This is a genomic window from Salinibacterium sp. G-O1 (assembly GCF_030063305.1).
Taxonomy (GTDB): Bacteria; Actinomycetota; Actinomycetes; order Actinomycetales; family Microbacteriaceae; genus Rhodoglobus.
Genome location: NZ_JASISV010000001.1, coordinates 253,018 through 277,869, shown reverse-complemented (window position 1 = coordinate 277,869; position 24,852 = coordinate 253,018). Strand labels below are relative to the sequence as shown.

The following is a 24,852-nucleotide window of genomic DNA, read 5'->3' as shown; positions in this document are numbered from 1 at the left end:
CGACCGGGCCCGCTCTAGTGTCGTCGCGCGGCGATGATGTGGCGTGCCTGTCGCAGCAGCGGCTCGTCAATCATCGAGCCCGCGAAGGCGAAGACGCCGGGAGTTGCGGCGGCCTGAGCAAGCACGGCTGTCGCCCACTGCACCGACTCCTCTGAGGGCGCGAAGGCGGCCCGGATCACGGCGACCTGGGACGGGTGGATGCACATCGAGCCGGCGAAACCGGAGCCGGAAGCATCCTCGGCCTCGGAGCGCAGCCCTGCCACGTCGGCGATGTCGAGGTGCACAGTGTCGAACGCGGGTTTGCCTGCACTCGCCGCCGCGATCAGCACCCGGGATCGGGCGTACCGCGCGACCTCACGGTAGCCGCCGTCGGCCGCCCGACTGGAGCTGCCCCCAAGTGCGGCGACGAGGTCTTCCGCACCCCAGGTCAGGGCGACGACGGAGGGATGCTCGGCCAGCGCCTCGGCATTGCGCACCCCCAGCGGGCTCTCGCACAGCGCGATCACGTCGAAGCCGTCAAGGGCGGCGAGATCGTCCTTCCTCTCTGCCTTGGGGAGCATGACCATCGTGTAGTCGGTGCGACGCAGGGCGGCCAGATCGGCGTCGAAGTGCGCGCTGGTGGCGGGATTGACCCGCACAATCGTGGTCGCTGGGTCGAGGGCAGACGCTGCCAACGCCTCGCGTGCGCTGGCCTTGTTGTCGGGGCCGACGGCATCCTCAAGATCGATGATCACCGCGTCGCCCGCGGCGGCCGCCTTCCCGTAGCGGTCTGGGCGGTCGGCAGGGCAGAACAGCAGCGCCGGGCCGAGGTTCACGCGGCATCCTCCGCCGGACGGCACAACATGAGCACCGAGCGCACGGCCTTGGCCACGATGTCGCCGCGTTGGTTGTGCGCGAGGTGCTCCAGCTGCACGATGCCCTGGCCGGGGCGGCTGCTCGACAGTCGCTTCGACAGCAGCCGGGTCTCGCTCGTCATGGTGTCACCGGCCCGCATGGGGTGCGGAAAAGCGATGTCGGTGAAGCCGAGATTCGCCACGATCGTGCCCTGGGTGAGCTGTGCCACAGAGGCACCGACCATCGTCGACAGCGTGAACATGCTGTTGATGAGGCGCTCGCCGAACTCGGTGTGGCTCGACCATTCCGCATCGAGGTGCAGCGACTGGGTGTTCATCGTGAGGGTGGTGAAGAGCACGTTGTCGGTCTCGGTGACCGTGCGGCCGGGGCTGTGCACGTATACGACGCCATCCTCGAACTCCTCGAAATACAGCCCACGCTGCACGATGCGCTTCTCGGTCATGGTGTGCCATCCTCATCGTCGGCCGGGTCTGACTCTTGCTCTGCCTCGATGGTCGCCACGACCTCGTTGGCGGCGACCTGTGCACCCAGTTCTACTCCCAGTGCCACAGTTCCCGCGTGCGGGGCGCGCAGCACGTGCTCCATCTTCATTGCCTCGATGCTCAGCACCGGGTCGCCTTCGTCGACTCTCTGACCGTCGCTGACGAAGACGGCGACCACGGCCCCCGGCATCGGGGAGCGCAGCGTCGGGGACTCCACAGACCCGTGCGCGGCGGCACGCACCAGACCGGTGTCGGTCAGCGACCAGACGGCGCCGCCCTGCTCGAGGTGAAGCACGTCGCCGTCCCGTGCGAAACGGAACGTCGTCACCACCCCGTCGAGACGAACACGGGCGACGGCGATGCCCTGGCTCGAATCCAGCGTGACCGAGGCGGGCAGTGGCGAGCCCGCGTCAACGGTGATGGATGCCGCGGACGGGGTGCCCGTGACACGCACGACGAGCGGCTCGGCGTCGGCGGCCGCCAGGCGATACACGGCGGCCGCGGCATCCCCGAGCCGCCAACCGGCGGGCTGCTGCCACGCGGCTGGGCCGGCCTGCGCGAAGCTGAGCGCGTGCAGCACGAGCGCCCCCGCGGCTGCGATGGTGGCATCCACCGGCCTGAAGGCAAGGCCGTCAAGTCGGCGCGCGATGAGCTCGGTGTCGAGGTCACCCGCGATGACATCGGGGTCGTCGATCAGCAGCTGCAGAAACTCGACGTTGGTGGTGACGCCCAGCGTCACGGTGTCGGCGAGCGCCCGCCGAAGGCGTCGCAGGGCGGCGCCCCGGCTGGGTGCCCACGCGATGACCTTCGCGAGCATCGGATCGTAGTCGGATGCCACGGCCGGCCCGTCGACAAGCGCACTGTCGACGCGGATACCCTCGCCCTCGGGCTGCTGCAGCGCCAGCACGTGACCGCCCGTCGGCAGGAAGCCGTGCTGCGGATCCTCGGCGTACACTCGGGCCTCGATCGCGTGACCGGTGAGGCGCACCGCCGACTGGTCGAAGTCGAGACGCTCCCCGGCCGCGATGCGCAACTGCCACTCGACCAGGTCGATGCCGGTCACCATCTCGGTGACGGGATGCTCCACCTGCAGTCGTGTGTTCATCTCCATGAAAAAGAACTCGTCAGGAGCGTCGGCGGAGACGATGAACTCGACAGTGCCCGCGCCGAGGTAGCCCACGCTCAGGGCGGTGTCGACGGCGGCCTGCCCGATCCGTTGGCGCGTCTCGTCGTCGAGCAGCGGTGACGGCGCCTCCTCGATGACCTTCTGGTGGCGGCGTTGCAGCGAGCATTCGCGCTCGCCCAGATGCACGGTAGTGCCATCCGCGTCGGCGAGAACTTGCACCTCGATGTGGCGGGGGCGGGAGATGAAGCGTTCGATGAAGAGGGAGTCGTCCCCGAACGACGACGCAGCTTCGCGGCGCGCGGCGGCCACCGCCTGAGGCAGCGCGGAGGCCTCCTCGACCAGGTGCATGCCCTTACCGCCGCCACCCGCAGACGGTTTGATGAGCACGGGGAATCCGATGCCCGGCGCTGCGTCGATGAGCTGCTGATCGGTCATTCCGGGCTCGGCGACGCCCGGCACCACCGGAACGCCTCGCTTCGTGACCTGCGCCTTCGCGCTGATCTTGTCGCCCATCACCGTCAGCGCCTCGACGCTCGGGCCGATGAACACGATGCCCGCCGCGGAACACGCCTGGGCGAAGGCCGCATTCTCAGCGAGGAACCCGTAGCCGGGATGGATCGCCTGGGCGCCGTGGTCGAGCGCGGCCCGCACGATCTTGTCGATGTGGAGGTAGCTGTCGGCGGCGGCCGCGGCACCGAGCCGCACGGCTACATCCGCCATCTGCACGTGCCGGGCGCCGGCATCCGCATCGCTGAAGACGGCGACGGAGCGGATGCCCAGCGCGCGCAGGGTGTCGATCACGCGGCAGGCGATCTCGCCGCGGTTGGCAATGAGAACTGTCTCGAACATGCCCGTCACATCCTGAAGACGCCATAGGAGACGTCCTCCATCGGGGCGCGCGAGCAGACCTCGAGCGCCAGGCTCACGACCGTGCGGGTGTCGGCCGGGTCGATGATGCCGTCATCCCACAGCCGGGCCGTGGCGTGATACGGATTGCCCTCGCGCTCGTACTGGTCGAGCACCGGGGCCTTGAACGCCGTCTCGTCGGACTCAGACCATGTCTCGCCGGCATCCTCAAGCTGCGCGCGTCGCACCGTCGCCAGTACGGAGGCGGCCTGCGGTCCGCCCATCACCGAGATGCGGCTGGCCGGCCACGACCAGAGGAAGCGCGGCGAGTAGGCACGCCCGCTCATGGAGTAGTTGCCCGCTCCGAACGACCCGCCCACGATCACGGTGAGTTTGGGCACGCGTGCACACGCGACGGCGTTGACCATCTTGGCGCCGTGCTTGGCGATGCCGCCCATCTCGTATTCCTTGCCGACCATGAATCCGGTGATGTTCTGCAGGAAGAGCAGCGGGATCTTCCGTTTGTCGCACAGCTCTATGAAGTGCGCGCCCTTGAGCGCCGACTCGGAGAACAGCACCCCGTTGTTGGCGATGATGCCCACCGGATGCCCGTCGATTTTCGCGAAACCCGTCACCAGGGTCGCGCCGAAGTCGTGCTTGAATTCGTGGAACTCGCTGCCGTCGACGATGCGGGCGATGATCTCGCGGGCGTCATAGGGCACGGTCAACTCGGTCGGGACGACGCCGTACAACTGTCCGGGGTCGACCACTGGATCCGCGGGCGCCGAGACTGCCCACGCTCGCTCCCGTGCCGGGGGCAGCTGGGCGACGATGTCTCGCACGATCTGCAGTGCATGCTCATCGTTGTCGGCGAGGTGGTCGGCGACGCCCGAGTGCCTGGTGTGGGTGACCCCGCCACCGAGATCCTCGGCCGTGACGACCTCGCCCGTGGCCGCCCGCACGAGCGGCGGACCGCCCAGGAAGATGGTGCCCTGATTGCGCACGATGATGGTTTCGTCGCTCATCGCGGGCACGTATGCGCCGCCCGCTGTGCTCGATCCCAGGACCGCCGCGATCTGGGCGATCCCCCGCGACGACATGCGCGCCTGGTTGTAGAAGATGCGCCCGAAATGATCCCGATCGGGGAAGACCTCGTCCTGCAGGGGCAGGAACGCGCCACCTGAATCGACGAGGTAGACGCACGGCAGCTCATTTTCGGCCGCGATCTCCTGGGCCCTCAGATGCTTCTTCACCGTCATCGGAAAGTAGGTGCCGCCCTTGACCGTCGCGTCGTTGCAGACGATCATCACCGGTCGTGAATGGATGAAGCCGATGCCCGCGATGACGCCAGCGCCGGGCGCATCGTCGTTGTACATGCCGTCCGCGGCCAACGGCGCGATCTCGAGGAAGGCGCTTCCGCGGTCGAGCAGCACATCGATGCGATCGCGCGGCAGGAGTTTGCCGCGCGAGACGTGCCGTTCACGGGCCGCGGCCGTGCCGCCGAGCGCTGTCGAGGCGAGTTTCGCCCGAAGCTCTGCGACCGCCGCACGCTGTGCGGCATCGTTGCCCTGGAACTCCGCACTGGCGGGTCGCGCCTGACTCGAGAGGGGCTGCATGATCATCCATTTCGGTTAGTGATCGCTAACAAAAATAGGTTAGCGATCCCTAACTGAAATGTCCATCAATGGCTATGGTTGTTCTGTGGCAGAGACCTGGCGGGCTGAAGCGAAGGCGCATCGACGCGAGCGCTACCTGAGCGCAGCCGGCCATTTGTTCGCCCAACGGGGTTATCACGCGGTGTCTATCGACGACCTCGGCGCGGCGGTCGGGGTGAGCGGTCCGGCGCTGTATCGGCACTTCCAGAGCAAGGAGGCGATGCTCATCGAGCTTCTCGTCGGGGCGAGCGAACGGCTTCTCGCCGGGTTCGAGGCCACCATCGCCGAGGGCCGCGACGACCTGGCCACCTTCGTAGACCTGATCGCGTTCCACGCCGACTTCGCCGTCAAAGAGCGCGACATCATCCGCATCCAGGATCGCGAACTGGCCAACCTTCCCCCCGAAGCAAACCAACAGGTGCGACGACTCCAGCGCACCTATCTCGAGGGATGGCAGCAGATCGCCGGCCGGTTGCGGCCCGAGCTGTCTGACGCCGACCTCGCGGTGCGCATGCACGCCATCTTCGGCATCCTCAACTCCACGCCATACAGCGCGGATCAGGATGCCGCGACAAACGTGCGGGCCGTGCTCACCGACGCCGCGCTCGGCGCGATCTTCGGTCACGCCTCCCTCCACGCCAAACAGAGCTAGTCACAACGCGCCACAGACAGGAACCACCATGGTCGAATACCTCGCCACCGGCAATCTGCCCGACGAGTACAAAGAGCTCGCCGATACCGTCGCGGACTTCGCGCGAACCGTCGTGGCTCCGGTCTCCGCTGAGCACGACGCGCAGCACAGCTTCCCTTATGAGGTCGTCGCCCAGATGGGCGAGATGGGCCTGTTCGGGCTGCCCTTCCCGGAAGAGTATGGAGGAATGGGTGGCGACTACTTCGCACTGTGTCTCGCTCTCGAGGAACTCGCCAAGGTTGACCAAAGCGTCGCCATCACGCTGGAGGCCGGGGTATCTCTCGGCGCCATGCCGGTGTTTCGCTTCGGCAGCGACGAGCAAAAACATCAGTGGTTGCCGCGGCTCGTCAGTGGCGAGAACCTGGCCGCCTTTGGACTCACCGAATCAGGTGCCGGCAGCGACGCGGGTGGCACCAGAACGCGCGCTGTTCTGGATGGCGACCACTGGGTCATCAACGGATCGAAGCAGTTCATCACCAACTCCGGCACCGACATCACGTCGCTGGTGACCGTCACCGCCGTGACCGGGACGGCGGCCAACGGTGCCAAGGAGATCTCGACCATCCTCGTGCCGACGCCCACGCCGGGGTTCACGGCTGAGCCCGCCTACAACAAGGTCGGGTGGAACGCCTCAGACACCCACCCGCTGACGATGGTCGATGTGCGGGTTCCCGAGGAGAATCTGCTCGGCCAGCGCGGCCGTGGCTACGCCAATTTCCTGCAGATCCTCGATGAGGGGCGCATCGCCATCGCCGCACTCAGCGTCGGCGCGGCACAAGGCTGCGTTGACGAGAGCGTGAAGTACGCGAAGGAACGCGAGACCTTCGGCCAGCCGATCGGCAAGAACCAGGGCATCGCGTTCAAGATCGCCCGGATGCAGGCCAGGGCCCATGTCGCACGCACCGCGTACTACGACGCCGCCGCCCTCATGCTCGCCGGCAAGCCCTTCAAGACCGAGGCATCCATCGCCAAGCTCGTGGCATCGGAAGCCGCAATGGACAACGCGCGCGACGCGACCCAGATCCACGGCGGCTACGGCTTCATGAACGACTACGTCGTCGCCCGGCACTACCGCGACAGCAAGATCCTGGAGATCGGCGAGGGCACCACGGAGGTGCAGCTCATGCTGATCGCCCGTTCGTTCGGGCTCTGACCGGGGCTACTGCAGCGCCATGACCGTCGCGAGAGAGCGTGCCGTCTCGTGCAGGTGGGGCACGTACTCCTCGAGTCGCTCAACAGACGCGCGGTAGGCCGGGGCTGCGGTGGCCAACGCCGCCACCACCTCGCCGTGCACGAAGACGGGAACCGCAATCGCGCGGATGCCGAGCTCGTGCTCCTCGTCGGCAATCGCGTAGCCGAGCCGACGTACCTTCTCGATCTCGACGCGGAATGCCGCGCGGTCAGTGATGGAGTTGGGGCTGCAGGCGTCGAGGGAAATTGAGGCGAGCAACTGCTCCCTCACGCTGTCGACCGCGAAGGCGGTGAGAACTTTGCCCACGGCGGTGCAGTGCAGGGGTCCGTGCCTACCGGGTTCACCGTTGACGCTGACCTGCTGGGGGCCCGCGATTGTCTGAACGTACAACTGACGATCGTTGTCGCGCACGGTGAGCAGGGATGCTTCCTTCGTTATCGCAGACAGCTCCTCGAGAATGGGACGCGTCATTCCGGCAAAGCCGTACGCCACAGACACGCTCTGCGCGAGTTCGAAGATGCGGATGCCGACAGCATACTGACGCGTCGTCTGTTCGAACTTGGCGAACCCCTCGCGCACCAGGATGCCGAGAAGCCGGTGAGCGGTGCTGAGCGGAAAGCCGGACTCACGGGCGAGCGCTGACGCCACAGCGCCGTGGGGATGCTCGCCCAGCAGTGTCAGCAGGGACAGAGCCTTGCCCACCATGTCTTGCGTGCGGCCGGCTCCATTGTCGGTTGCGTCGGTCATCATCCTTCACTTCGTCGTCGAGGGTGCTGCATCGGAACATCCGGAAATTGGTGGTGGACACAACGTACCCTTGCACTGCTATGCTCTCACACAGCAAGAACTGCTCCCATCATATGGGAACATCCCGCAGATACCAATGAAGCTACCTCTGGAGATTTACACATGCGCAAGTTCAATCTGAAACTCGCCCTCATCCCGGCCCTCGCCGTCGCGCTCCTGCTCACCGGGTGCACATCACCCACCGGCGCCTCAGCGGGTGCGAGCTCGCAGAGCCAGCTCGACAAGGTCATCAAGTCCGGCACGCTTCGCGTTGCCGTTCTCCCGGACTACCCGCCGTGGAGCGTGCAGACGCCATCGGGCGAGTTCGAGGGATACGACATCGACATCGCCACCAAGCTCGCTGAAGCCCTCGGTGTTGAGCTCGAACTGGTCGCGACAGACGGAACCGGGCGCCTGCCCCTGCTGAAGGCCGACCGCGTCGACGTGAACATCTCGGAGTGGACCGCCACGGACGAGCGCGCGAAGGAAGCCGGATTCACCATTCCTTACGTTGCGCACGGAGCGCGCGTTCTGTTCCGCGTTGAGAACCCGGTCAACGGTTACGAAGACCTCGCCGGCAAGTCCGTCTCGGTCGCCCGCGGCAGCACCAACGACAGCATCATGACGAAGTACTTCCCCGACACCAATGTCGAGCGTTTCGAGACAATCGCCGACGCGGCGGCGGCGCTGCTCGCCGGCAAGGTTGACGCTCTCGTCGAGGGTGCCTCCACTGTGAGCAACATGGCTGCGGAGAACGACAAGCTCGCCGTCGTCGACGGCGATGAGTTGAACCCCTCCCTCGTGTCGATGGGCGTGCTGCCCGCCGACCAGGTGTGGCTGAACTACCTCAACAACTTCATCCGCAACCTCAACGCCTCCGGCGCAAACGCCGAGATCTACCAGAAGTGGAGCGACGGCGAACTTCCCGCCATCGTGGGCTAGCCCTGATCGACCCGGCGGCGGTCAATCGGCCGCCGCCGGGCACCACCCCCTGCTGACATGGTGAACGAGAAAGGCCATGCATGACCCTCTACTTCGGAGACATCTTTCCGTATCTCCCCATCATGCTCGAGGCACTGTGGGTGAGCATCTACGTCACGGCGCTGAGCTTCGTCGTAGGCAGCTTCCTCGGACTGTTCATCTACCTGGCACGCGCCAGCAGGTTCCGCGCCCTGCGCTGGTTCGGCCGCGGCTACGTCGAGGTCATCCGCAACACCCCGTTGCTGGTGCAGCTGTATCTGATCTACTTCGGCCTCGGCCAAGTGGGCATCAACTTCAACCCGCTGTGGTCGGTGCTGATCGGTATGAGCCTCAATAACGCCGCATACACCGCGGAAATCTTCCGAGCCGGCATCAACGCCGTGCCGAACGGGCTCCGTGAAGCGGGTCGTGCGCTCGGGATGCGCTACGACCAGACCTTCCGGCACGTCGTGCTCATGCCCGGCATCCGGAATGTGCTGCCAGCCCTCACCAACCAATTCATCATCCTGTTCCTGTTCTCGTCGATCGGGTCGGTCATCTCGCTCGATGAGCTGACGGCCGTGCTCGAGAACCTGAACTCCCAGACGCTGCGCACCTTCGAGATCTTCACTATCGGCGCGCTGTTGTACTTCCTCACCTCGGCTGCGATCGCCTACGGCGCCCGCGCCATCGAGAAGGTGGCATTCAAATGGTAAGGACCATGAACTTCGACTTCATCGAATACCTCCCGCCGCTGCTGGTCGGGGCCGGGCTGACGATTGTGATCTGCACGGCATCCGGAATTCTCGGCAGCATCCTCGGCATCGTGTTCGGCACCGCGAAGGCGTCGCCGAGCCGGATCGCCCGCTGGGTCAGCTCGCTCTACGTGAACTTCATCCGCGGTGTGCCGATCCTCATCATCCTGCTGTTCACCTACTTCGCGCTGCCCCTGATCGTTCCGTCGCTCACGCTCGATCGTGGCGCCACCGCCGTGGTCGCACTCTCGATCTATTCGGGCGCGTACATGGCAGAGATCATGCGCGGCGGCATCCAGGCGGTGCCGAAGGGTCAGTCCGAGGCGGCAACGGCCCTGGGCCTGAACTACTTCACGTCGCTGATCTGGGTGGTAATGCCACAAGCGCTCAAGATGGCCGTGCCCCCGGGAATCGGCTTCCTCATCGCGCTGGTGAAGGCGTCTTCTCTCGTCTCGGTGATCGGCTTCGTCGATCTCACCCGAGCCGGCCGCATCGTGACGACCATCAACCAGGAGCCGCTGACGACATTCCTCGTCGTAGCGCTGCTCTACTTCATCATCTCGTTCCCCATCTCCCTTTTCGGGTCATGGGCAGAACGGAAACTCGCATGAACACCATCCCCCTGTCGATCCACGCAAACGGAGTCATCGCATGATCATTTCAGTTGAAGGACTGCACAAGAAGTACGGCCAGCTCGAGGTTCTTAAGGGCATCGACTGCACCGTGACCCAGAGCGAGGTGCTGTGCATCATCGGCCCATCCGGGTCGGGGAAGAGCACGTTCCTGCGCTGCCTGAACTTCCTCGAGACGTTCAACGTCGGCACAGTCACCATCTGCGGCCACGACCTCACGAAGTCGAAAACCAACCTGAACCTCGTGCGCCGCGACGTCGGCATGGTGTTCCAGTCGTTCAACGTCTTCCCTCACAAGACCGTGATCGAAAACATCATGCTCGCGCCAATGAAGGTGACGAAAGTGAGCAAGGCGGAGGCGCGCACGCGTGGCATGGCGCTGCTCGAGAAAGTCGGCCTGACCGACAAGGCCGACGTATACCCGCGCACACTCTCGGGCGGTCAAATGCAGCGAGTCGCGATCGCCAGGGCGCTCGCCATGGAGCCCAAGGTCATGCTCTTCGACGAGCCCACCTCGGCGCTTGACCCCGAAACTGTGGGCGAGGTTCTTGGCGTGATGAAGAAACTCGCCGAAGAGGGGATGACGATGGTGGTTGTCACCCACGAGATGGGTTTCGCACGCGAGGTGTCAGACCGAGTGATGTTCATGGATGGCGGAGTCGTCGTTGAGGAAGGCACACCCGCCGAGCTGTTCGGGGCGCCGCAACACGAGCGCACCAAGGCATTCCTCAGCAAGATGATCTGATGTCTGCGGCAACACCCGAGCGACTGCGCGTCGCGATGGCGACCCCGTTGGGCAAGCCTCAGTGTGATCGACTGCTGCAGCTGGAACCACGGATCGACCTGCTGTGGGATCCCTCACTCATGCCCGCCATGCGGCACGCGACTGACTACCGCGGAGACCCGGACTTTGCCCGGACGCCTGCCCAGACGACGGCGTTCGAGCGGCTGCTCGACTCCGCTGATGCCCTGTTCGGCATCCCCGATCTGAGCCCCGACGCCCTTCGGCGCGCGGTGCGGGCGAATCCGCGGCTGAGGTGGGTTCAGACAATGGCGGCCGGTGGTGGCGCGCAAGTGAGAGTGGCCGGTCTCGATGCCCACGAGCTCGAACGTGTCGTCTTCACGACGTCGGCGGGTGTGCATGGCGGCCCGCTCTCGGAATTCGCCCTGCTGGGGTTGCTCGCCGGAGCCAAGAACCTGCCCCGGCTGCGCTCCCAGCAGGCGGAACACGCCTGGGCGGGCTGGGAAATGAACCAGCTCAGCCAACAGACGATCGTGGTGATCGGCCTCGGCGGCATCGGCAGCGCGCTCGTGCGTCTGGTGAAGGCCCTCGGATGCCGCGTGATCGGCACCAGCCGTACCGGCCTGCCCGTGGACGGGGTGGATGAGCTTGTGCATCCCGACGAACTGGACAGCGTCGTCGCGCGTGCGGACGCCGTCGTTGTGACCCTGCCCGGCACGGATGCGACGGCCGGCCTGATCGGCGAAGGCTTCTTCGCCGCCCTCAAACCGGGAGCGACCTTCGTCAATGTCGGGCGTGGTTCTGTGGTTGACGAGACGGCGCTGACGGCCGCGCTGCGCTCGGGACGCGTCGGATTCGCGGCTCTGGACGTGTTCGAGCGGGAACCACTCGAGACGGCAAGTGCCCTCTGGGACATGCCCAACGTCCTGATCAGCCCCCACACCGCTGCCGCCTCAGGCAACGAACCAGACCTCATCATCGACCTGTTCGCGCACAACGCGGCCAGCCTTCTCGATGGCCGACCTCTCAAGAATGTGGTGAACACCGTTGAGTTCTATTGATCGCGTCGCCAGAATCGCGACGCGAAGCGGCCCCGTCGCCGTCGCCTTCTCCGACGGCGAATGGGCAGGCATCCACGATCCTTATGCGGATCGACTGACCCTGACCGGTGAGCGATTCGGCATGGATGTCGAGTTTCTCGCGCCATGTGAACCGCGGGTGATCCTCGGGATGGCGCACAACGGCCCGGGAGATCGTCATCTTCCTCCCCAGGCATTCACCAAATCAGCGCGCACCGCAGTGGGGCCGGGAGAAGCAATCCTTCTCGACAGTGCAGCCGGGATAGTAAACGCGGAGGGTGAACTCGCGGTCGTCATGCGTCGCTCATCCCGGCACCTCGCCGCCGACGATGTCGCGGAGGCAATCCTCGGCTTCACCGTCGCGAACGACGTGACGGCGATCGAGCAGGTGAGTCTCGACAGCATGATGACCCAGGCCAAGAACGGTGACGGATTCACACCGCTGGGGCCATGGATCCACCGCGGCCTCGACCCCCACGATGTGGCCATCGACGTCATCGTCAATGGCGAGCGTCGCGTGAGCGGCTCGACATCAGACCTGAGCTACGGAGTCGTCGAGCTGATCGTGTACCTGACCTCGATCATGACCCTCGGGCCCGGAGACGTGGTGCTCACCGGGGCGCCAGGCACGATGACGCCCATCAGCGACGGCGATGAGGTTTCGATCGCGCTGGATGGCCTGGGAGTACTGACCAATCCTGTTGCGAGCTTACGAAAGGATCCGATGGCGATGCATGAGGCAAAGGTGGCTCTGCGATGACGTTCCTGAAACTTCGGCCTGTCGCTGAGTGTGAGTTCGATGCTGTCTCGTTGGGCGAAGTGATGCTTCGCCTTGACCCGGGCGAGGGGCGCATCCGCACCGCGCGCAGCTTCACCGTTTGGGAGGGCGGCGGCGAATACAACGTCAGCCGCGCGCTGTCCCGCACCTTCGGGCTGCGCACCTCGGTCGCCACCTCGCTCGTCGACAACGAGGTCGGACGACTCGTCGAAAGCCTGATCCTTTCGGGCGGTGTCGACACGTCCCTGATCCTGTGGCGGCCGTTTGACGGGATCGGGCGCGCGGCCAGGAACGCACTGAACTTCACCGAGCGTGGTTTCGGCATTCGCGGTGCCATCGGAGTCTCCGATCGCGGGCACAGTGCGGCATCCCTGCTCGCTCCCGCCGAAATCGACTGGAATCATCTCTTCGGAACGCGCGGAGTGCGCTGGTTTCACGTGGGAGGCGTCTTCGCCGGACTGTCTGACTCCGCGCTCGAGACAACGCTTGCCGCCGCGACCGCCGCCAGGGCCAACGGCACCGCGGTATCGGTCGATCTGAATTTCAGGCCCAGCCTCTGGTCCGGCGCCGATGGTGCCCAGCGCTCACGAGAGGTATTCACGAGACTCGCCGAGGTCGCGGACGTGCTCGTGGGCGGCGCGACCGACTTCGTGGTCAGACTCGGCGTGAGCGCGAAGGCGACGGATGACGGGCAGTCGATTCCCGTCAGCGAACTCGCTGCTGAAGTGCTCGACAAGTTTCCGCAGCTGTCGTTGGTGGCCGCTACTCAGCGTGTGGTGCATTCCGCGTCAGTCAATGACTGGAGCGTCGTTGCGCGCACCCGCGGCGGGGGTGCGCTGGCGTCGACCCGCTACGACAACCTGAACATCATGGATCGGGTCGGGGGAGGCGACGGGTTCCTGGCCGGACTGGTCTACGGGCTTCTCGACGGGCGCAGCGCCTCGGAATCCCTGGAGATCGGAGCAGCACACGGTGCTCTCGCGATGACCACACCGGGCGACAACTCGATGGCGAGTCTCCGTGAGGTCCTGACCCTCGTCGATGGAGGATCGGCACACGTGAGCCGCTGAGCCACCGAGCCACAAGCCACAAATTGTCTCAACCATGCGACGCCGCGCGCCTCTACACTCGTGGCAAGGAGTGAATCGCATGAGCCAATACGCCACCTCAGCTGACGGAACCCGCATCGCCTTCGATCGTCTGGGCGATGGCCCCGCGGTCATCATGGTCGCCGCCGCAATGCAGTTCCGTGCCTTCGATCCGGCCACGGTCGCGCTGTCGGCAGCGCTGGCCGATGAAGGCTTTACCGTTATCAACTACGACCGCCGCGGTCGCGGCGAGAGCCCAGCGACATCGCTCGGGCTCAGTCGGGATCTCGACGACATCCGCGCCTTGATCGACGTTGCTGGCGGGAGCGCCGCACTGTTCGGCAGTTCCTCCGGCGCGGCCATCGCACTGGCTGCGGCATCCGCCGGGCTGCCCGCCACGAAGCTTGCGCTGTGGGAAGCGCCCCTGTCGCGAGCCGGTGGGGCCGAGTTCCTCGCCGGGTTGCGGGTGCGGATCGCCGCAGGCGACGGCGACGCGACCCAGGCCTACTTCATGAAAGACATGCCGCCCCAGTGGCTCGAGGGCGCCAAAAATAGCCCGGCCTGGCCCGTCATGACGGCCATGTCAGCGAGCCTCGAGGGTGACGCCGAGGCACTCGCCTGGGCCCAGTCGGCACCTCCCGCCGAACTCTTCTCACGGATCTCGCAGCCGACGCTCGTGCTGGTCGGCGAGCAACCGCTGCCGATCTTTGAGGCAGCGGCCGACACCCTCGGTACCCACCTGCCCCATGCCACGGTGCGACAGATCGCTGGCGCCAACCACAGCTGGGATCAGGCCGCCATCGTCGCGGAACTCGCGGGTTTTCTTCGCCCGGAAGCACCGCGCAGCACGACGTAACACAACAGGGCTCCTCGGTAGGCTTACGAAGTGAAATTGACCTTTGCTGCCATCCCCCTTCTCGTCGTCATCGCCCTCGCCGGTTGCGCGACTGCCGCGCCCGCAGACTCTTCGAGCCCGACTGCCGCTGAATCAGCCGCACCCTGCGAGGTCTCCATCGTGGTCGATTTCGGCGTGCTGGATGCCCCGCAGATCGAGGAGTGCGGGGCAGCCGGAGCGGCCGCAGACGCGGTGGAAGCCGCCGGCATCACGACCGAGGGAACCGTCGACTTCGGTGACCAGGTCGTGTGCCGCGTCAACGACCGGCCCGCCGCAGACGAAACCGTCACGCTCGAGGGCCAGCCCGAGTTTGTCGAAGCGTGCCAGTCAATGCCCTCCGCGAGCGCCTACTGGGCGCTGTGGGTAAAGGCCTCCCCCGACGCGGAGTGGGAGTACGCACAGGAGGGCCTCGGCACCCTTCAGCTCGCCGACGGTGAATCCATCGGACTCGTCTACACCGCGGGCACCGAGTCCACTCCACCCTCCAGCTGATGCTGCACGGGCGACTCGCACCGCTGAGAACGGCGGCACTCATCGCGGGTGCTTTCGTGCTGCTGCGAGTCGTCTACCGCGTGATGTTCGGGGGCGCGGCCGGCTCCGGCGTGACGCTCGCCGATCTGCCGCGCATCCAGCTCGAAGGGCCCTTCTCCCACATCGGCATCCTCGGCCCGATCACGACCGGCGGTTTGGGAGCGGCGGCACTCAGCGCCCTGCCATTCGCCGGGGTCATCCTCGCCTTCGGCGTGCTCGGATCCGCTGTGAACGTGCGCGCGCTGCTCACCAAAGGTGCCGTGAGGGGCCCGGTGCGCACCATCTCCCGCGCCCTCGCCATCGCCTGGGCGACGCTGCCCGCCCTCAGGGATTCGGTGCTCCGCGTGCGGGTGGCTCGCGAACTGCGCGGTGAACGCTCACTGCAGTCGCTCATCGTGCCCGTGCTCGAGCACACCGTCGAGCGCGCGCTCGCGCTCGGGGCATCCATGGAGGTGCGCGGTTTCGCGGCCACCCGCAGCGCCGAACCGGATTGCGAACGACCGGTGGTGATTCAGGATGCCGCCCTCGGCTTCGCCGGCGAACACACCCTCAGCGGCATCAGCCTCAACCTCGCCCCCGGCACCCTCACCCTCATCACCGGCCCGACCGGCTCCGGTAAGTCCACGTTGCTGCACGCCATGAGCGGCCTGTTGCAGCACTATTCCGAGGGCGAGCAGCGCGGCAGCATCGAGGTTGCGGGCGCCGACCGCGCCTCCACCCCGCCGCGCGAGACTGCCGGTTTCGTCGGGGTGGTGTCGCAGTCTGTACGCCTCTCCTTTGTCGCTGCGACCGTCGCCGACGAGCTCGGCTTCACCCTCGCCGTGCGCGGCGTCGCCCCGGTGATCGTGCGGGCGCGCGCGGAGGAGATCGCCGAACGCCTCCTCATCGCGCACCTGTTGGGTCGCCCGGTGGAGGCGCTGTCCGCCGGCGAGGCCTGCCTCGTGGCGATCGGCGCCGCGCTGGTTTCGCACCCCGTTCTTCTGCTGGTCGACGAGCCGCTGGCCGACCTCGACACCGCGGCGCGCAGTCGAATCGTCCAGACGCTCAACCGCCTCGCGCACGAGGCAGGGGTCTGCGTGGTCGTCGCCGAGCACAACATCGCCGCCTGGGACGGGGTCGTGGATGCCCGACTCGAGCTTCGCGATGGCACGGTGCATCCGGCCGATGCAGACGCGGATGCCCCCGTCACGCCCCGCGTCCCCGCCACCGAGGCGGGATCGGTTGTCGCACAGTTGCGCCACCTCCGTGTCGCCCACGGCGATCGGCTCGCCGTCGACGATGTGTCCCTCGACCTGGCCGCCGGCGAGTTCGTCGCCCTGTGCGGGCCGAACGGCGCCGGCAAAAGCAGCCTCCTGCATGCCGTCGCCCGACCCACCAAAGTTGGCAGCGTCGATGTGGGCGGGCTGGACGTGAGTACTCTGAAGCCGCGCCTCAGGCGCCGTGCCGTCGCGCTGGTGCCAGAGGAGTTCGACGACCTGCTGTTCGCGACCACGGTCGACGACGAGTTGCGGCGCGCAGGCGCCCACTCCCGCGAGGTGTTCGCGGGGTTCCTGAGCGACACCGAGCGGCTGATGTCGCGGCATCCACGCGATCTGTCGGCCGGCCAGAGGCTCTGCCTGGTGATCGCGATCCAGCTATCGGCGAGGCCCCGGGTGCTGCTGGTGGATGAGCCAACCCGCGGGCTCGATGCCGCCGCGCGACAGCTCGTGGGTTCCGCGCTGGCTCGCGCCGCCGAGTCAGGCACCGCGGTCGTCGTGGCAACCCACGACGCCGACTTCGCCGCCCGCTTCGCCACGCGCACCATCTCGATGGCGGCCGGCCGCGTCGACCGCCCGAGCCCGGCGGTGGCATCGTGAACGCGATCCGCCAGCGCTGGTCGTCGTGGTCGCTCGTCGTCGCGAGCGCAGCAGCGGCCGCCGGGTTCGCATGGCCGCTCGTCGCCTCTGCGTTGCCGACGGATGCCAGGGCCGCCGCACCCGCCGTCGCCCTCGCCGTCGTTCCAGCACTCGCCGTCGCCGTGGCACTGACCCTTGACCGGCAGTCGTACACCGCCAAGACCGTTGCGCTGCTCGGCGTGCTCGCCGCGGTCGGGGCCGCGATCCGCATCGCCGGCACCGGCGTCGGCGGGGTCGAGGCCGTCTTCATCCTGCTGATCCTCGCCGGGCGTGCCTACGGCGCCCGGTTCGGGTTCCTGCTCGGCATGCTGACCATCGCCCTGTCGTCGGTGTTGTGGGGCGGGTTCGGGCCGTGGACGCCCTTCCAGCTGTTCGCCTGCGGCTGGGTGGGCGCGGGCGCCGGGCTGCTGCCGCGCGTCACGCTGGGTGCGCCGCGCACGGCGGCGCGCCTCGAGATCCTGATGCTGGTTGCCTACGGCGTCGCGGCATCCTATGCGTTTGGTCTCGTGATGAACCTATGGTTTTGGCCGTTCGCGGTGGGCTCGGGAACCGGCATCTCATACCAGGCGGGCGCCCCGCTGGGCGAGAATCTCGCCTCGTTCGGGCTCTACTCCCTCGCGACATCCACTCTCACCTGGGACACTGTGCGCGCGATCACCACCGCCGTCGGCATCGTGCTCGTCGGCCCGGCGACCCTCGCGGCACTCCGCCGCGCGAAGCTCGGCCACGCGCACGTCACACCGAGAAGTACCGCGCCTCGGGGTGATGGAACACGAACGCATCAGTCGACTGCTCGGGATGAAGCTGCAGCTCCTCAGACAGAACCACGCCCATCCGCTCGGGCTTGAGCAGCTCGACGACCTTGCGGCGGTCCTCCATCTCGGGGCAGGCCGGGTAGCCCAGCGAGAACCGGGCTCCGCGATACTGGAGCTTGAACATCCCGGCCAGGTCGTCAGGGTCTTCTGCGGCAAAGCCGAGTTCGGCCCTGACACGCGAATGCCAGTACTCGGCGAGCGCCTCGGTCAGCTGCATGGTCAGGCCGTTGAGCTCGAGGTAGTCGCGGTACTTGTTCTCCGCGAACATCTTCGCGGTGACCGCATCGACCGCAGAACCCGCCGTCACGAGCTGCATGGCCACGACATCGATCTGTCCGGATTCCCGCGAACGCACGAAGTCGGCCAGGTTGAGGTGGCGATCGCGACGCTGGCGCGGGAAGGTGAAGCGCATCCGTTCGGTGCCGGGCACGCCGCCCGACCCGCCATCCGGGGCCAGCAGCCCCGGTGTGCCGAGCACGCCCGTCGGATCGTCACCGTGGTGGAGGATGACCATGTCGTCGCCCTCGGAATACGCCGGGAAGTAGCCGTAGGCCACCGAGGCGTCCAGCATCCCCTCGGCGAGAATGCGGTCGAGCCAGTACCTGAGGCGCGGGCGGCCCTCGGTCGCGACGAGGTCGTCATAGCTCGCGCCATCCTCGGCGCGACTCGGCTTGAGCCCCCACTGGCCCATGAAGGTGGCGCGCTCGTCGAGGAACGCTGAATAGTCGCCCAGTGCGACACCCTTCACGATGCGGGTGCCCCAGAACGGCGGCGACGGCACCGGGTTGTCGCTGGCGACATCCGAACGGGCTGGCATGTTCTCTGGCTCGGTCAGATCGAGCGTCGACTTTGCGTGGATGCGCTTCTTCAGCGGTGGCAGCCCGACGCTGTCGGGGGCGGCACCCCGGGCAATCGCGACGAGCGGCTCCATCAGGGCGAGACCCTCGAAGGCGTCCCTGGCGTAGCGCACCTGCCCGTCGAACAGTGACGCGAGGTCATCCTCGACGAAGGTGCGGGTGAGCGCGGCGCCGCCGAGCAGCACAGGCCACTTCGTGCCGAGCCCGCGGGAGTTGAGCTCGAGCAGATTCTCTTTCATGACGACCGTCGACTTCACCAGCAGCCCACTCATGCCGATCACGTCGGCGTTGTGCTCCTCCGCGGCCCGGATGAACTCGCTGAGGGGCTGCTTTATGCCGATATTGATGACGTCATAGCCATTGTTGGTGAGGATGATGTCGACCAGGTTCTTGCCGATGTCGTGCACATCCCCACGCACGGTGCCGATCACGATGGTGCCCTTGCCGGCGGCCTCCGACTTCTCCATGTGCGGCTCGAGCAGCGCGACGGCGGCCTTCATCACCTCGGCGGACTGCAACACGAACGGCAGCTGCATCTCGCCGCTGCCGAAGCGGGCACCCACGATCTGCATACCCGCGAGCAGATGCACGTTGACGATATCGAGCGCGCTCATGCCACCGGCGCGAGCCAGGTCGAGGTCGGCCTCGAGGCCCTTCGCCTCGCCGTCGATGATGCGGCGCTCGAGGCGCTCGCCCACCGGAAGGCCGGCGAGCTCGGCGGCCCTGGCATCCTTGAGGGCCGCGGAGTCCACCCCGGCGAAGAGGTCGAGCATGGCCGACAGTGGGTCGTAGGTGAGGTTGCCGTCGACGTCGTACTCGCGGCGGTCCCAGACCAGATCCATCGCGACCTTGCGCCGGTCATCCGGAACCGATGCCAACGGCACGATCTTCGCAGCGTTGACGATGGCGGAATCGAGCCCCGCCTCGACGGCTTCGTGCAGGAAGACGGAGTTAAGCACCGAGCGCGCCGCCGGATTCAACCCGAACGACACGTTGGAGACGCCCAGCGTGGTGTGGATGCCGGGGTATTTCGCGTTGATCTGGCGGATGGCATCGATGGTTTCGATCGCGTCGCGTCGCGTCTCTTCCTGGCCGGTGGCGATGGGGAAGGTGAGGGCATCGACGATGATGTCGTCGACACGCATCCCCCACTCGCCCACGAGGGTGTCGATGAGCCTGGTCGCGATGCGCACCTTGTGCTCGGCGGTGCGCGCCTGGCCCTCCTCGTCGATGGTGAGGGCGATCACCGCAGCGCCGTGCTCCTTGACGAGCGGCATGATGCGGCCGAACCGTGACGTCGGGCCCTCGCCATCCTCGAAGTTCACCGAGTTGACGACCGGGCGTCCGCCGATCAGCTCCATCCCCGCCTGCAGCACGGCAGGCTCCGTGGAGTCGACTACCAGCGGGAGAGTGGATGCACTCGCGAGACGCGAGACGAGGGAGCGCATGTCGGCGGCGCCATCGCGACCGACGTAGTCGATACACACATCGAGGAGGTGGGCGCCCTCCCGAATCTGATTGCGCGCGATGTCGATGCAGTCGTCCCAGCGCTCCTCGAGCATCGCTTCACGGAACGCGATCGAGCCGTTCGCGTTGGTGCGTTCACCGATCGCGAGGTACGAGGCCTCCTGATTGAACCCGACGTGCTGGTACAGGCTCGCGACTCCCGGGTCTTCCTCGATGGCGCGCGTGAGGGTGCGGGTGCCGCCGATGCGGTCGACGACCGCCTTCATGTGGGCAGGCGTCGTGCCGCAGCATCCGCCGACGAGACCGAGGCCGAACTCCTTCACGAACTGCTCGTGCGCGGTCGCGAGCTCGTCGGGGGTGAGCGGGTAGCTGGCGCCGTTGGCTCCGAGCACCGGCATGCCGGCGTTGGGCATGCACATCACGGGGATGTGCGAGAACCGGGAGAGGTGGCGAAGGTGCTCGCTCATCTCGGTCGGGCCGGTCGCGCAATTCAGCCCGATCATGTCGATCCCGAGCGGTTCGAGGGTGGTGAGCGCGGCGGCGATCTCGCTGCCCATGAGCATGGTGCCCGTCGTCTCGACCGTCACCTCCACGAAAATCGGCAGCCGGATGCCCGTCTCGGCGATGGCCTGCTTGCATCCGTTGACCGCCGCCTTGGTCTGCAGCAGGTCCTGCGACGTCTCGATCAGCAGGGCGTCGCTGCCACCGCGGATGAGTCCGAGCGCCTGCTCGGCGAAGGTGGACTTGAGGTTCGCGTAGGTGGTGTGACCGAGGCTGGGCAGCTTGGTGCCTGGGCCCATCGAGCCGAGCACCCAACGCATCCTGCCATCCCGGGCCTCAAACGACTCGACGGCCCTGCGGGCGATCTCGGCACCCGCGCGGGCAAGCTCCTCGATGCGATCCTCGATGTTGTAGTCAGAGAGGTTCGACCAGTTCGCACCGAAGGTGTTGGTCTCGATCGCGTCGACGCCGGTCTCGAGATATTCGCCATGGATCGCCTCGAGCACATCAGGACGGGTCACGTTCAGGATCTCGTTGCAGCCCTCAAGCTGCAAAAAGTCGTCGAGGGTCAGCTCGGCGCTCTGCAACATGGTTCCCATCGCGCCGTCGGCGATGACGACACGCTCGGTGAGCGTTGCCATGATTGCCTCTGATCGGGCAGGGCGAACGGCGTGTGAGACGTCGAGCGAAGGCTCCGGCGATGTTTCTGCAGTCGATGGCACGATCCAGTTTAACGCTCACGCCTCCAGCTGCCCCAGACTCAGGAATCAGCGCTACCGTGGAACCATGTTCTTACGCACAATCGGCGGGCTCGGCCTCGTCGCCCTCTCCGGCATCGCACTCGTGGTCATTTTGACCGCTCTCACGCTGATCGCAGCGATCGCGTTCCCGGATCTGGTGCCCAACTTCTCGAACGAGCCGATCCTCACGAAGTAGTGCCGTCGGTGGCCTCCGCCGACTCGCGAAGTTCGGGGTCGAGGTCGTCGCCCGCCTCCAGCAGCCGGGGAAGAAGCTCGCGCTCGAGCGTCAGCGCGCGATAGCTCATCTCCACGGTGACCCTGTGATCGGGACGATGGATGACGGTGATGCCGTCGCCAGCGCCGATGAAACCGGGTGTGACCACGGCCAGGTACGCACCGGGTCGCGCCGCGGCGGTAAACGTCTTCAGCCAGCCGGGCTCGTCCATCCACCCCCGGAAGGTGTTGCACGGCAGCCGCGGTGACGTCACCCGAAGCTCGACCGTGTCGCCGATTCGCCAGATCTCCCCCAGCCGCGCGCCGTTGACATCGATGCCGGAGGTGGTGAGATTCTCGCCGAAGAACCCGTTGAGCAGCTCCCGATCGAGCCTCGACTCCCAGTCGTCAAGATCCTCCCGACCGAAGGCATACAGCGCCTGCTGGTCGCCGCCGTGATGCCGATGATCCCCAATGAAGTCGCCGACCAGACCGCTGCCCAGCCCACCCTGCTTTGGCCCAGGCGCGCGCACCTCCCAGCGCCCCTCACGGGGAACCTTGTTGATTCCGGTCGCGTAGTTCTCCTTGTGCGCATTCGGCTCGGCAGTGCCGATGTTTACGGATTCGACCCTCGCTGCGGTCAAGGGTTGGCGACCTCGAAGGTGTTGCAGGCGCCCGCTCCACCGTTCAGTCCGGTGGTGAACCACTGCTGGCGCTTCTCGCTCGAGCCGTGTGTCCAGGTTTCCGGGGTCACCTGACCCTGCGTCGACTCCTGGATGCGGTCATCGCCGACGGCAGACGCGGCACTCAGGGCGTCGGCGATCTGGGCATCCGTGACCGGATCGAGGAAGGTCACGCCGTCGTCGTTTTTGATGGTGGATGCCGCTCCCACCCACGCTCCGGCGAAGCAGTCGGCCTGCAGTTCCAGTCGCACCGAGTCCGACGACGGTCCGGTAGTCTCGCGGTCGAGCCCGTCCATGATTCCCGTCGAGTTCTGGATGTGGTGGCCCCACTCGTGGGCGATCACGTACATCTCGGCGAGAGGCCCACCCGTCGAGCCGAAGCGGTTCCGAAGGTCGTCGTAGAACACGGTGTCGACGTAGATGGTCTCGTCGGGCGGGCAGTAGAACGGCCCAACCGCGCTGGTGGCGCCGCCGCATCCAGTGTTCGTCTGGTCGGTGAAGAGCACAACATTGGTGGTGCGGTAGCTCTGACCGAGTTCCGGCAGTGTGGCGGCCCAGTAGGTGTCAAGCGAGTCTGCGGCACCGGCAATCCTGCAGTCGATGCTGGAGTTGGCGGCCTCGGCGGTGGTGCACTCGGAGAGAGCCTCGCCCTGCGGCTCGCCTCCGCCGGTGGTACCGCCACCCGCGAGTCCGGTCAGATCGATTCCGAGAAACTGGGAGGCGATGAACAGCCCGATGACGAGCAGGCCACCTCCGCCACCGACGGCAATGCCGGTGTTGCGGCCGCGACGCGAGACCTTATTCGGGTTGATTCGGGCGTTGTCGTTGAACGTCATAATCTGACGCTACTACCAGCGACGCTCCGATGAGCGATGGAAATCTGCCCCAGTTGTGCCCCCGGTAAACCGGGCCGTAATTGCCAGCATTTTTCACTTTATCCAGATGTCAAGGGGTCAGGACGGCGGTGTTCTCCGGCACTACCGTTGCTGGTGAGTCAGGTCATCAGTTCCTGACACCGGAGGCCGTCATGAGAGAAACGCGCGATATCGTCCGCCAGGTCACCGTCGGCGCCAGCGCCGTCATCGCGGTGGTCGGATCGTTCATCGGTTCCGGTGCCGCTGGCGGAACTCCGATCCAGGATGCCGCTGGCGGAGCCCTCAGCGCGACCTCGACCCCGATCGCGCCAGACTCTCCCGCGTTCTCGATCTGGAGCGTCATTTACCTCGGGCTGATCGCGTATGCGGTGTGGCAGTTCTTGCCCAAGCAGTCGAGTGCCGAGCGGCACCGACGCCTCGGGTACTGGGTCGCGGCATCCCTCATCCTGAACGCGGCCTGGATTTTGAGCGTGCAGTTCGACCTGCTGCCACTCAGCCTGCCCATCATCGCCGCGCTGCTCGGCGTGCTCGGTTGGGCGTTCGTACTGTGCCTGAAATTCCGACCGAGCGGGGCGATCGACGCCCTCGTGACCGATGGCACCATCGGCCTCTACCTCGGCTGGGTCAGCATCGCGACCGCCGCCAACGCAGCGGCCGTCTTCACTGCGGCAGGCTTTGAGGGGTTCGGGCTGTCACCGGATGTGTGGGCCGTCGTCGTGCTGGCCGTGGCATCCGCCGTCGGAATCATGCTCGCGATCATCGGCCATGGCCGCATCGCCCCCGCCCTCTCGCTCAGCTGGGGCATCGCCTGGGTCGCCGTCGGGCGGCTCACCGGCGAGCTGATGTCGACCCCGGCAGGCATCGCGGCGATCGTGGCCACCGCGCTGATCATCGTGGTCACCGCCATCATCAGGCTGGTTTCATCGCGCCCCCTGCATTCGAGCGCGGTGCACCCCGGCGCTACCGCCTCCTGACTAAGGGACGGATGCGGCCGCTAGTGGCGGCCGCGCCTGCGGAAGACGCGACGCACCCGCTCGGCGACGTTTGCGGGCGGCGGCTCGTTGTACTCGTCCGCAAATTCCTGGCCACTCATGCGCTGGATCGCCTCCATGACATCGTCGGTGGCCGTGCGCCTGGCGCGCCCCGAGGCGGCCGGGCCGTGGACAGACAGGTCTATGGGCTCACCGAACTCGACCGTGACTCGTGCCAGCCGAACGAACTTCGACCCTGGCGGCTGCAAATTCTCGGTGCCGGTCAGGGCGACCGGTACGACGACACAGCCCGCTGTCAGCGCGAGCCACGCCACGCCGGTGCGGCCCCGGTAGAGCCTGCCGTCGCGTGAACGGGTGCCCTCAGGGTAGATCGCGAAGGCGCCCCCACCCTGAAGAACCTCGAGACCGCTGTTGAGAGCGTCCTGGGCAGCGTGCCCGGCGCCGCGCTCGACGGGGATCGCCCCGATGCCGGTGAAGAAGGAACGAGACATCCACCCTTTGACGCCGGTTCCGGTGAAGTAGTCGCTCTTGGCGAGGAACGAGATGGATCGGGGTGCCACGAGCGTCACCACGACGCTGTCGATGAACGACAGGTGGTTGCTGGCAAGAAGCACAGCACCGGTGGGTGGAACGTTCTGTTTGCCCAGGATGCGCGGACGGAACACCACTCGTGCAACAGGTGCGAAAAACGCCCGTGCAAAGAATTTGATCATCGAGTCAA

Annotated in this window: 24 protein-coding genes; 15 read left to right on the top strand and 9 right to left on the bottom strand. The window is 66.5% G+C overall.

The genetic code is table 11. The annotated features are described in order from the left end of the window. Positions 1 to 14: 14 nt before the first annotated feature. From QMG83_RS01365 to QMG83_RS01350, 4 genes are read right to left on the bottom strand one after another with little or no spacing between them, the layout of a single operon-like run. Positions 15 to 815, bottom strand: a complete 801-nt coding sequence (locus tag QMG83_RS01365; RefSeq protein WP_283503575.1) for an HpcH/HpaI aldolase/citrate lyase family protein — start codon at positions 813 to 815, stop codon at positions 15 to 17. Next, a complete protein-coding gene (locus tag QMG83_RS01360; RefSeq protein WP_283503574.1) occupies positions 812 to 1,297 on the bottom strand; it encodes a MaoC family dehydratase in 486 nt (161 codons plus the stop codon). Before QMG83_RS01360 ends, QMG83_RS01365 begins: the two co-directional genes overlap by 4 nt. Further along, a complete protein-coding gene (locus QMG83_RS01355; RefSeq protein WP_283503573.1) occupies positions 1,294 to 3,312 on the bottom strand; it encodes an ATP-binding protein in 2,019 nt (672 codons plus the stop codon). The genes QMG83_RS01360 and QMG83_RS01355 overlap by 4 nt, the downstream gene beginning before the upstream one ends. A gap of 5 nt (positions 3,313 to 3,317) precedes the next feature. Then, the gene (locus tag QMG83_RS01350; RefSeq protein WP_283503572.1) at positions 3,318 to 4,925 is read right to left on the bottom strand and encodes a carboxyl transferase domain-containing protein; all 1,608 of its coding nucleotides are present in this window, start codon (positions 4,923 to 4,925) and stop codon (positions 3,318 to 3,320) included. 85 nt (positions 4,926 to 5,010) lie between these two features. On the opposite strand from QMG83_RS01350, the gene QMG83_RS01345 reads away from it, so the two are divergent. Together QMG83_RS01345 and QMG83_RS01340 are read left to right on the top strand one after the other, a co-directional pair. Continuing rightward, positions 5,011 to 5,616: a TetR/AcrR family transcriptional regulator gene (locus tag QMG83_RS01345; RefSeq protein WP_283503571.1), complete on the top strand. Its 606-nt coding sequence runs from the start codon at positions 5,011 to 5,013 to the stop codon at positions 5,614 to 5,616. Between the two features lie 28 nt (positions 5,617 to 5,644). Further along, positions 5,645 to 6,808, top strand: coding sequence for an acyl-CoA dehydrogenase family protein (locus QMG83_RS01340; protein WP_283503570.1), 1,164 nt, complete (start codon positions 5,645 to 5,647; stop codon positions 6,806 to 6,808). Positions 6,809 to 6,814: 6 nt separating this feature from the next. Here QMG83_RS01340 and QMG83_RS01335 read toward each other — a convergent pair whose 3' ends face one another. Further along, positions 6,815 to 7,597, bottom strand: a complete 783-nt coding sequence (locus tag QMG83_RS01335) for an IclR family transcriptional regulator (RefSeq protein ID WP_283503569.1) — start codon at positions 7,595 to 7,597, stop codon at positions 6,815 to 6,817. A 159-nt stretch (positions 7,598 to 7,756) separates the two neighbouring features. Between QMG83_RS01335 and QMG83_RS01330 the strand changes: the two genes are divergently transcribed. From QMG83_RS01330 to QMG83_RS01280, 11 genes are all read left to right on the top strand, one after another. Further along, positions 7,757 to 8,575 carry a transporter substrate-binding domain-containing protein gene (locus tag QMG83_RS01330; RefSeq protein WP_283503568.1) on the top strand — a complete coding sequence of 273 codons (819 nt, stop codon included), beginning with the start codon at positions 7,757 to 7,759 and terminating at the stop codon, positions 8,573 to 8,575. An 80-nt stretch (positions 8,576 to 8,655) separates the two neighbouring features. Continuing rightward, positions 8,656 to 9,309 carry an amino acid ABC transporter permease gene (locus QMG83_RS01325; protein ID WP_283503567.1) on the top strand — a complete coding sequence of 218 codons (654 nt, stop codon included), beginning with the start codon at positions 8,656 to 8,658 and terminating at the stop codon, positions 9,307 to 9,309. A 5-nt stretch (positions 9,310 to 9,314) separates the two neighbouring features. Then, positions 9,315 to 9,959: an amino acid ABC transporter permease gene (locus QMG83_RS01320; protein WP_283503566.1), complete on the top strand. Its 645-nt coding sequence runs from the start codon at positions 9,315 to 9,317 to the stop codon at positions 9,957 to 9,959. Between the two features lie 40 nt (positions 9,960 to 9,999). Then, positions 10,000 to 10,725, top strand: coding sequence for an amino acid ABC transporter ATP-binding protein (locus QMG83_RS01315; RefSeq protein WP_283503565.1), 726 nt, complete (start codon positions 10,000 to 10,002; stop codon positions 10,723 to 10,725). Continuing rightward, positions 10,725 to 11,783, top strand: a complete 1,059-nt coding sequence (locus QMG83_RS01310; RefSeq protein ID WP_283503564.1) for a D-2-hydroxyacid dehydrogenase — start codon at positions 10,725 to 10,727, stop codon at positions 11,781 to 11,783. The genes QMG83_RS01315 and QMG83_RS01310 overlap by 1 nt, the downstream gene beginning before the upstream one ends. Then, complete coding sequence (locus QMG83_RS01305; protein ID WP_283503563.1) at positions 11,770 to 12,561, top strand: fumarylacetoacetate hydrolase family protein; 792 nt, start codon at positions 11,770 to 11,772, stop codon at positions 12,559 to 12,561. The genes QMG83_RS01310 and QMG83_RS01305 overlap by 14 nt, the downstream gene beginning before the upstream one ends. Beyond that, entirely contained in the window at positions 12,558 to 13,649 is a 1,092-nt protein-coding gene (locus QMG83_RS01300; RefSeq protein ID WP_283503562.1) for a sugar kinase, read from the top strand. The genes QMG83_RS01305 and QMG83_RS01300 overlap by 4 nt, the downstream gene beginning before the upstream one ends. 79 nt (positions 13,650 to 13,728) lie before the next feature. After that, a complete protein-coding gene (locus tag QMG83_RS01295; protein ID WP_283503561.1) occupies positions 13,729 to 14,523 on the top strand; it encodes an alpha/beta fold hydrolase in 795 nt (264 codons plus the stop codon). A 30-nt stretch (positions 14,524 to 14,553) separates the two neighbouring features. Further along, complete coding sequence (locus QMG83_RS01290; protein ID WP_283503560.1) at positions 14,554 to 15,054, top strand: hypothetical protein; 501 nt, start codon at positions 14,554 to 14,556, stop codon at positions 15,052 to 15,054. Beyond that, positions 15,054 to 16,949, top strand: a complete 1,896-nt coding sequence (locus tag QMG83_RS01285) for an ATP-binding cassette domain-containing protein (RefSeq protein ID WP_283503559.1) — start codon at positions 15,054 to 15,056, stop codon at positions 16,947 to 16,949. The genes QMG83_RS01290 and QMG83_RS01285 overlap by 1 nt, the downstream gene beginning before the upstream one ends. After that, entirely contained in the window at positions 16,946 to 17,836 is an 891-nt protein-coding gene (locus QMG83_RS01280) for an ECF transporter S component (protein ID WP_283503558.1), read from the top strand. Before QMG83_RS01285 ends, QMG83_RS01280 begins: the two co-directional genes overlap by 4 nt. Here QMG83_RS01280 and metH read toward each other — a convergent pair. Beyond that, positions 17,724 to 21,269: a methionine synthase gene (gene metH, locus QMG83_RS01275; protein WP_283504499.1), complete on the bottom strand. Its 3,546-nt coding sequence runs from the start codon at positions 21,267 to 21,269 to the stop codon at positions 17,724 to 17,726. The two genes, QMG83_RS01280 and metH, sit on opposite strands and share 113 nt — an antisense overlap. A 145-nt stretch (positions 21,270 to 21,414) precedes the next feature. Here metH and QMG83_RS01270 point away from each other — a divergent pair, with 145 nt between their 5' ends. Next, positions 21,415 to 21,564, top strand: a complete 150-nt coding sequence (locus QMG83_RS01270) for a hypothetical protein (RefSeq protein ID WP_283503557.1) — start codon at positions 21,415 to 21,417, stop codon at positions 21,562 to 21,564. On the opposite strand, the gene QMG83_RS01265 is transcribed toward QMG83_RS01270, so the two are convergent. Both QMG83_RS01265 and ypfJ read right to left on the bottom strand, forming a co-directional pair. After that, positions 21,554 to 22,225: an MOSC domain-containing protein gene (locus tag QMG83_RS01265; protein WP_283503556.1), complete on the bottom strand. Its 672-nt coding sequence runs from the start codon at positions 22,223 to 22,225 to the stop codon at positions 21,554 to 21,556. The genes QMG83_RS01270 and QMG83_RS01265 overlap by 11 nt on opposite strands. Beyond that, positions 22,222 to 23,100, bottom strand: coding sequence for a KPN_02809 family neutral zinc metallopeptidase (gene ypfJ / locus QMG83_RS01260; protein WP_283503555.1), 879 nt, complete (start codon positions 23,098 to 23,100; stop codon positions 22,222 to 22,224). The genes QMG83_RS01265 and ypfJ overlap by 4 nt, the downstream gene beginning before the upstream one ends. Positions 23,101 to 23,291: 191 nt before the next feature. Between ypfJ and QMG83_RS01255 the strand changes: the two genes are divergently transcribed. Continuing rightward, positions 23,292 to 24,113: a TspO-related membrane protein gene (locus tag QMG83_RS01255; RefSeq protein ID WP_283503554.1), complete on the top strand. Its 822-nt coding sequence runs from the start codon at positions 23,292 to 23,294 to the stop codon at positions 24,111 to 24,113. Positions 24,114 to 24,133: 20 nt separating this feature from the next. On the opposite strand, the gene QMG83_RS01250 is transcribed toward QMG83_RS01255, so the two are convergent. After that, on the bottom strand, positions 24,134 to 24,844 hold the full coding sequence (locus QMG83_RS01250; protein ID WP_283503553.1) for a lysophospholipid acyltransferase family protein: 711 nt from the start codon (positions 24,842 to 24,844) through the stop codon (positions 24,134 to 24,136). Positions 24,845 to 24,852 lie beyond the last annotated feature (8 nt).

Excerpts from the sequence above, each read along its gene's own strand:
- QMG83_RS01360 (WP_283503574.1), bottom strand. The coding sequence starts at position 1,297 with ATGACCGAGAAGCGCATCGTGCAGCGTGGGCTGTATTTCGAGGAGTTC.
- QMG83_RS01355 (WP_283503573.1), bottom strand. The coding sequence starts at position 3,312 with ATGTTCGAGACAGTTCTCATTGCCAACCGCGGCGAGATCGCCTGCCGC.
- QMG83_RS01350 (WP_283503572.1), bottom strand. The coding sequence starts at position 4,925 with ATGCAGCCCCTCTCGAGTCAGGCGCGACCCGCCAGTGCGGAGTTCCAG.
- QMG83_RS01340 (WP_283503570.1), top strand. The coding sequence starts at position 5,645 with ATGGTCGAATACCTCGCCACCGGCAATCTGCCCGACGAGTACAAAGAG.
- QMG83_RS01335 (WP_283503569.1), bottom strand. The coding sequence starts at position 7,597 with ATGATGACCGACGCAACCGACAATGGAGCCGGCCGCACGCAAGACATG.
- QMG83_RS01330 (WP_283503568.1), top strand. The coding sequence starts at position 7,757 with ATGCGCAAGTTCAATCTGAAACTCGCCCTCATCCCGGCCCTCGCCGTC.
- QMG83_RS01325 (WP_283503567.1), top strand. The coding sequence starts at position 8,656 with ATGACCCTCTACTTCGGAGACATCTTTCCGTATCTCCCCATCATGCTC.
- QMG83_RS01320 (WP_283503566.1), top strand. The coding sequence starts at position 9,315 with ATGAACTTCGACTTCATCGAATACCTCCCGCCGCTGCTGGTCGGGGCC.
- QMG83_RS01315 (WP_283503565.1), top strand. The coding sequence starts at position 10,000 with ATGATCATTTCAGTTGAAGGACTGCACAAGAAGTACGGCCAGCTCGAG.
- QMG83_RS01310 (WP_283503564.1), top strand. The coding sequence starts at position 10,725 with ATGTCTGCGGCAACACCCGAGCGACTGCGCGTCGCGATGGCGACCCCG.
- QMG83_RS01300 (WP_283503562.1), top strand. The coding sequence starts at position 12,558 with ATGACGTTCCTGAAACTTCGGCCTGTCGCTGAGTGTGAGTTCGATGCT.
- QMG83_RS01295 (WP_283503561.1), top strand. The coding sequence starts at position 13,729 with ATGAGCCAATACGCCACCTCAGCTGACGGAACCCGCATCGCCTTCGAT.
- QMG83_RS01285 (WP_283503559.1), top strand. The coding sequence starts at position 15,054 with ATGCTGCACGGGCGACTCGCACCGCTGAGAACGGCGGCACTCATCGCG.
- metH (WP_283504499.1), bottom strand. The coding sequence starts at position 21,269 with ATGGCAACGCTCACCGAGCGTGTCGTCATCGCCGACGGCGCGATGGGA.
- QMG83_RS01270 (WP_283503557.1), top strand. The coding sequence starts at position 21,415 with ATGTTCTTACGCACAATCGGCGGGCTCGGCCTCGTCGCCCTCTCCGGC.
- ypfJ (WP_283503555.1), bottom strand. The coding sequence starts at position 23,100 with ATGACGTTCAACGACAACGCCCGAATCAACCCGAATAAGGTCTCGCGT.
- QMG83_RS01255 (WP_283503554.1), top strand. The coding sequence starts at position 23,292 with ATGAGAGAAACGCGCGATATCGTCCGCCAGGTCACCGTCGGCGCCAGC.
- QMG83_RS01250 (WP_283503553.1), bottom strand. The coding sequence starts at position 24,844 with ATGATCAAATTCTTTGCACGGGCGTTTTTCGCACCTGTTGCACGAGTG.